Annotated in this window: 1 protein-coding gene; it reads right to left on the bottom strand. The window is 75.6% G+C overall.

Translation table 11 applies throughout. The features are described from left to right. A partial coding sequence (locus tag ACFU99_RS26450) for an SDR family NAD(P)-dependent oxidoreductase (protein WP_384396291.1) occupies positions 1 to 6,903 on the bottom strand: 6,903 nt, incomplete at its 3' end. Between the last annotated feature and the right edge of the window lie 255 nt (positions 6,904 to 7,158).

Below are 7,158 nucleotides of genomic sequence, written 5' to 3'. Positions count from 1 at the left end.
GTGCAGCAGGAACAGGTCGAGCTCCGCGCCGGCTTCCGCCGCCACGGACTCCAGGACCTGGGCGCCCGCCATCTTGGGCGCGAGCGCGGCGCGGATCCGCTCCTCGCTCAGCTCGCTCAGCGACGCGTCGTCGAGGTGCATCGCCGCGTGCGCGATCCCGCGCAGCGGCCGCCCCGCCGCCGCCAGTTCGGCCAGGACGGCGCGTACGGCCTCGGGGTCGGTGACGTCCGCGGCGTGCACGCTGACGTCCGCTCCCAGCTCGGCCAGGCGCGCGGCCGTGGCCGCCGCCTCCGGGGCCAGTTCACCGCGCCGGCTCACCAGGGCGAGGTGCCGCGCGCCCAGTTCCGCCAGCCAGCACGCGGTGGCCGCGCCGAACCCGCCCGTGCCGCCGGTCACCAGATAACCGCCCTCGGGGTCGAGCCGGGGCGGGGCCGGACGCTCCGCGATGTGCAGGGGCTCGTCCAGCGGGTCGTAGGTGACGACGACCTTGCCCAGGTGGCGGGAGTGCTGGAGCAGCGCGAAGGCCTCGGCGACGCGCGCGGCCGGGAACGCCGTGTACGGCACCTTGGTATGCGGGCTCCCGTCGGCCAGTTCGCCCATCTCCGCGCGCATGCGGGGGAAGAAGTGGTCCGGGACCTGCGAGACGTCCGCGCCGAAGAACGCGATGTTCCTGGTGAACGGGCGCAGCAGCAGCGGCTTGTTCTCGTAGAAGTCGCGCTTGCCCAGCTCCACGAACCGGCCGCCGGACCTCAGGAGCTCCAGGCTGCGGGCCATGGCCTCCCCGGCGAGGGAGTTGAGGACCACGTCCACGCCCTGCCCGCCGGTGATGCCGCGGATCTGCTCGGCGAATTCCAGCGTCCGCGAGTCCAGGACGTGTTCGACGCCCAGGCTCCGCAGGAACGTGCGCTTCAGGTCGCTGCCCGCCGTCGCGATCACCCGCGCCCCCTTCAGCGTCGCGTACGCGACCGCGGCCAGGCCCACGCCGCCCGCCGCGCCGTGGATCAGCACGGTCTCACCGGGCTGGAGCCGCGCCAGCTCGCCCAGCGCGTACTGGACGGTGCAGGCCACGATGGGGGTGGCCGCCGCCTCGGCGAAGGACACCGCGTCGGACAGGCGCCACATCTTGGCCGACTGCATCAGGGCGTGGCTGGCGCACGCGGAGTACGTCATGCCCACCACGCGGTCGCCGGGCGCGTAACCGCTCACGCCGGGACCGCAGGCCAGCACCACGCCCGCGCACTCCAGGCCGACGCCGTCCGAGTCCGCCGCGCTCTCGAACACCTCGGCGGGCAGCAGGCCGACCGCCTTCATCACATCGCGGTAGTTGAGGGCGCTCGCGCGCACGTCCACCAGCACCTCGCCGGGCCCCGGCGGGGCGGGTACGGGCGTCTCCTCCCACACCAGCTCGTACGACAGGCCCGGACGGCGGACCCGCAGCGCGAACGGGGTGTCCCCAGCGGGCCGGGCCGGCTCCGGGCGGGGCCGCTCGCGGGGCACGAAGCGGTCGGACGCGGTGAGCACGATCTCGTCCTCGTCGCCGGCCGCGAGCATCTCCCGCGCCAGCCGCAGGGCGTCGGCCGCCGCGTCGCCGCGCCGCAGACTCACGCGGCGGCCCACGAGCGAGGGGTGCTCATTGGCCAGGGTGCGGGCGACGCCCCAGACCGCCGCGTCCTCGGGGTGCGTGATCTCCTCCAGCGCAGGCAGCGCCCCGCACGGCCGGGTGACCAGCCACAGCTCGGCGCGGACGCCGTCGGGCAGCTCCTCGCGGGCGGCGGCGAGCGCGCCGAGCGCGGAGGCGCGGCGCGCGGCCACGGCAACGGCCTCGTCCGGAGGCCCGTCCCCGAGCAGCACGGTGACGACGACCACCGCGGGCTCCGCGCCCGTCACCGCCCCGCTGAGCAGCGCCTCCCACTCCTCGGGCCGCTCGGGCAGCTCCACCGTGCGGACCGCCCCCGCGCCGCGCCCCTCCAGCGTCCCGCCGAGCGCCTGGGCCAGGGGGAGTTCGCTCTCCCGCTCGGTGACGATGAGGTACGTACCGGCGCCGTCCGCCTCGGGCAGCGCCGCCTCCGGCGCCTGCGCCCCGGCCGGGGCACAGGCGAGGAAGACCGACCACCCCTCGCGCAGCGACGGCTCGTCGCCGCCCGTCCGCGCCACCGCGTCGAAGCCGCACTCGGCGAGCAGCCGCGGCCACTCGTCGCGGGCCAATAGGAGGGAGCCGGGCCGCAGCTCGTGGTCGGTGTGGGCGTAGAAGCTGTCCAAGGCGCCGAACACCGGGGCCAGCACCTCCGCGTCATGCCCCTCGAACGCCAGCAACTGCCCGCCCGGGGCCAGCAGGGAACGCACCCGGTGCAGCGATTCCCGCAGGTCGGCGGCGGTGTGCAGCGCGTTCGACGCCACGATCAGATCGAACTCGCCCGCGGCCATGCCCTGTTCGGCCGGGTCCTGGTTGAGATCGAAGGCGGCGTACTCGACGAAGTCGTACGCGGCGAAATGGGTCTCGGCGCGGGTGAGGAAGTAGGAGGAGACGTCGGTGAACGTGTAGTGGGCGCGGTCGGCCGGCAGCAGCGGCAGCAGAGCCGCCGTCGTCCCGCCCGTACCCGCGCCGATCTCCAGCACCCGCAGCGCGCGGTCCGCGGGCAACGCGCCGGTCAGCTGCTCCACCAGCGCCTGCGCCACCCGGTTGTGGAACCGGCACAGCGGCGAGACGTCGTAATACTGCTCCAGCATGCGGGCGGCGGAGTCGGAGACGACCGCCTCGGTCGCGTCCGCGTCGTCGCGGCAGGAGTCCTCCAGGGCCTGGAGCTGCCGTGCGGTGAGGGCGGCGGCGGAGGCGAAGGCCGGATGGCGGCCGACGAATCCGGTCAGCAGCGCCTGCGCCGACGCGGCCGGTGCGCACAGCCGCCACCGGTCGTCCTCCGCCCGCCAGACGCCCTGCCGCTCCAGGAACGGGCCGAGCAGCCCGAACAGCCGCTCGTGCTGGGCCGGGAGGCCCTTGGCGACCAGGTCCGCGACGGCGAAGGGCTTCTCCGCGTCGTCGAGCAGCGCGGCGATCAGCTCCCGGTACCGCGCGGCCGTGTACCGCTGAAAGTCCTCCACAGCCTCGTCGTGGCCCGCGTCGCGCCACGCGGCGCGCAGCTCCCCGATCCGCTGACCGGCCCGCTCCACGAGCTCCGCCGGGGCGGGCAGCGGTACGGGCGTACGGGGCAGCTCCTTGTGCGGGGCCGCCCGCAGCACGGTCTCCATCACGCCGACCTGGGCGAGCCGGCCGATCTGGAGCCTGCGCAGCCGGCAGCCCTCCAGCTCGGCGGAGACGGTGCCGTCCTCGTCGGTGAGCAGGATGTCCCAGCACACCTCCTCGTCGGTCCGGCCGCGTTCGCGTACGAGCATGAGGCCGTGCGGCGCGGGGGTCTTCCACACCCGCAGCGCGGCGATGGCCGACGGGAGGTAGGGGTGGCCCGCGGCGATCCGGTCCAGCAGGAGCGCCACCCCGGTCTGCAACGCGCCGTCCAGCAGGGCGGGGTGCACCGTGTACGGGTCGCCGGGCGCGTCGTGCCGGTAGGCGGCCAGCGCGGTGTCCGGCCCGCGCCACATCTCCTCCAGCACCCGGAACGCCGGTCCGTAGCAGAGCCCGACGGAGTCGCAGGCCCCGTAGAACCGCTCCGCCGTCAGCGGCTCGGGGCAGTCCCGGCGCGCCTGGCCGACGTCCAGCGGCTCGGGCCGCGGCCGGAGCCGGGCCCGTACGCGCGCGCGGGCGTGCGGCCGCGTCTGCCCGGAGTTCTCGGTGGTGCTGGTGAGGCAGAACGTCCCGTCGTCGGGGTTCAGCGACGCCTGCACGCTCGTGCCGCCCGCATCGGGCCAGGGCACCACCAGCGCGTTGCTGATGTCCATGTGCTCGACCTCGACCGCCGTGTCCAGCGCCTGACGCCCCGCGGCCAGCGCCATCTCCAGATAGGCGGTGGCGGGCACGACGACGGAGCCGCCCACCCGGTGGCCGCTGAGCCACGGCACGAGCACCGGCTCGACCGGCCCCTGCCACACGGGCTGGGGCGCGGGCAGCCGCTCGCCGAGCAGCGGGTGCCGCAGCACGCCGTCGCCGCTGGAGCGCACCCAGGACTGCGGGGTGCCCTTCCAGTGCCGTTGCCGCTGCCACGGGTAGGCGGGCAGGTCCGCCGCCACCCGGCCGGGCGCCGGCAGCAGCCGCTCCCAGTCGAACTCCGCGCCGGCCGCCAGCAGCGCCGCGCAGGTGGTGTCGAGCGCGTGCACGGCGTCCGCCCGGACGGTGTCCGCCTGGGCGGCGCCCTGTACGGCTTGGGCCGTCCCCGCGCCCACCGCCCCCGCCTGCCCGGGGATCGCCTGCCCGGACGTCGCCGGACGGCGCATCGTCGGCAGCACCGCGATGTGCTCGGCGGGACGGCCCGCGGCGGTGCGCCGCAGCGAACCGCGCAGCACCGGGTGCGGGCCGACCTCCAGCAGGATGTCCGCGCCGTCGTCCAGGGCGCGTTCGACCGCGGCGCCGAAGCGCACCGGCCGCCGCACGTTGTGCCACCAGTACCGGGCGTCCAGCTCAGAGCCCAGCACGCGGTCCGCGGTGACCGTCGAGTACATCGGCAGGGACGCGTCCGACGGCTCCAGTGAGGCCAGCGCCTCGGTGAGGGCGTCGTGCCGCCCGTCCATGGCCCGGCTGTGGAAGGCGTAGTCCAGGCCGAGGTCGCGGAAGAACACCTCCCGCCGGGCCAGTTCCTCGCCGAAAGCGGCGAGCGCCCCGGCGTCGCCCGACACGGTCACGTCCCGGTCGCTGCCCACCGCCGCGATCTCCAGCAGCTCGCCGTACGGGGCCAGCAGCGCCCGCGCCTCCTCCTCGCCGAGCCCCACGGCCGCCATCCGGCCCAGGCCCGCGGTGGGCGCCTGCGCCGCGCCGCGCTCCGCGACGACCCGCGCGGTCTGGGCGAGCGTGAGCACCCCGGCGAGGTGCGCGGCCGCGACCTCGCCGACGCTGTGGCCCACCACCATCGCCGGTTCGACGCCCCGGGCGCGGAGCGCGGCGGCGATGCCCAACTGCACGGCGCACAGCAGTGGTTGGGCGACCTCGGTGGCCGCGAGCCGCCAGTCCTCGGGGGGAGCGGCCAGGTATTCGGCGACCGACCAGCCGAGCAGCGGCGTCAGATGCGCGTCGAACTCCTCGACCGCGGCCCGGAAGTCCGCGTCATGGGCCAGCAGGTCGGCGCCCATCCCGGCCCACTGGGAGCCGTTGCCGCACAGCACGAACGCGACCCGCCCGCCGCGCACCCCCTGGGCCCGCGCGCCGACGGGCCCGCCGGGCTCGGGGCGCGGCGGTGTCCGCTCGGCCCCGGCCAGTTCGGCGAAGGCGCGGGACGCCTCGCCGGGCGTACGGGCCAGCACCAGGGCCCGGTGCTCGTGGCGGCCGCGCCGCCGGCACGTGGTGTGCGCGACATCGTAGAACTCCTCCTGCGGCAGGTCGGCCAGATGCTCCGCGAACGCGGTCGCCGCCTCCGCCAGGGCCTTCTCGTCGCGCGCCGACACCAGCACCGGCAGCGGCGTCCGGGCGGGGCCGCCGGGGTCCGCCGGGCGGGGCGCGGGGACGGGGGCGGCGGAGACGATCGCGTGCGCGTTGGCGCCGCCGAAGCCGAAGGAGTTCACCCCCACCACCGGCCGCTCGGCGGCGGCCACCGGCCGGGGCGTGGTGGTCAGTTCCAGGCCGAGCCCCGCGAAGTCGATGTGCGGGCTGGGCTCGTCGGCGTGCAGGGTGGCGGGGATCGCCCCGTGCCGCAGGACCAGCAGCGCCTTGCACAGCCCCGCCATGCCGGACGCCGGTTCCAGGTGTCCGAGGTTGCTCTTGACCGAGCCGAAGGGCAGGTCCCCGGTGATGCGGCGGGCGCCCAGGGCCCGGCCGATCGCCATGGCCTCCAGGGGGTCGCCCGCCGGGGTGCCGGTGCCGTGCGCCTCGAAGTACACCAGCTCGTCGGGGTCCACGTCGGCCCGCGCGTACACCTGGCGCAGCAGGTCCTCCTGGGCCCGGTCGTTGGGGAGCGCGATGCCGAGCGTCCGGCCGTCGCTGTTGGCCCCGGTGCCCAGGATCACCCCGTGCACCCGGTCGCCGTCGGCCAGGGCGTCGTCCAGCGGCTTGAGGATCACCACGCCGCCGCCCTCGGCGCGCACGAACCCGTCGGCCTGAGCGGAGAACGGCGCCGGCACCCCGCGCACCGACAGCATCGACGCCTGGGAGAAGCCCACGTAGTGGTACGGGGAGATCAGCAGGTTCGCGCCGCCGCACACGGCGACCCGGCTGGTGCCCTCCCACAGTGTGTGGCACGCGCGGTCCAGGGCGATCAGCGACGACGAACACGCCGTGTCCACGGCCATGCTCGGGCCCCGCAGATCGAAGGCGTACGACAGGCGGTTCGCGGCCAGCGACGAGGCGCCGCCGGACATCGTGTACGGGCTGATGGACCGTTCCGCCATCAACTGGAGCGCCCCGTAGGACGCGTCGGAGATCCCCACGTACACGGCGGTGTCCGAACCGGCGAGCAGCCGGGGCGCGATGGCCGCGTCGTCCAGCGCCTCCGCGGCCAGCTCCAGCAGCAGCCGGTGCTGCGGGTCCATCTGCTCCGCCTCGGCGGGCGAGATCCCGAAGTAGGCGGCGTCGAAGGAGGCGACGTCCGTGAGGAAACCGCCGGCGGCCGTGTAGCTCTTGCCCGGCCGCGGCACGTCCGTATCCACGAAGCGCTCCGCCTCGAACCGGTCGGGCGGCGCCTCGCCGATCAGATCGCGCCCCTCCTTGAGCGCCGACCACAGCTCGCGGAGCGAGTTGACCCCGCCGGGCAGTCGGCAGGCGGCCCCGACCACGGCGATGGGCCGGCGGGGCGCCGCGTTGCTCTGCTGCATCGATCCTCTTCTCGTCGGACTCCGGTGGGGGCGGCAGAGGGCCGCACGCCACTGCCAGGTGACGCACCGTAGTGGGCGATTGTGGTCAAGAGCGGCTGGAGTCGCCCATCGGGTGAGAATGCCTCAGAAACGCTGAAGAGGATGAAAAGGGGTTGATTGCTCACCTTCACTCGTCGGGGTGGTTTCGGGGACGACCTGTCGGGCGTGCCACGCCCGACAGGCAGGCGCGCACGCGCGGCGCTCGCGGCCCGCGAC

The sequence above is a fragment of the Streptomyces sp. NPDC057654 genome (assembly GCF_042800135.1).
Taxonomy (GTDB): Bacteria; Actinomycetota; Actinomycetes; order Streptomycetales; family Streptomycetaceae; genus Streptomyces.
Note: the sequence above shows the minus strand (reverse complement) of the source record. Positions and strands in the feature narration are given on the sequence as shown.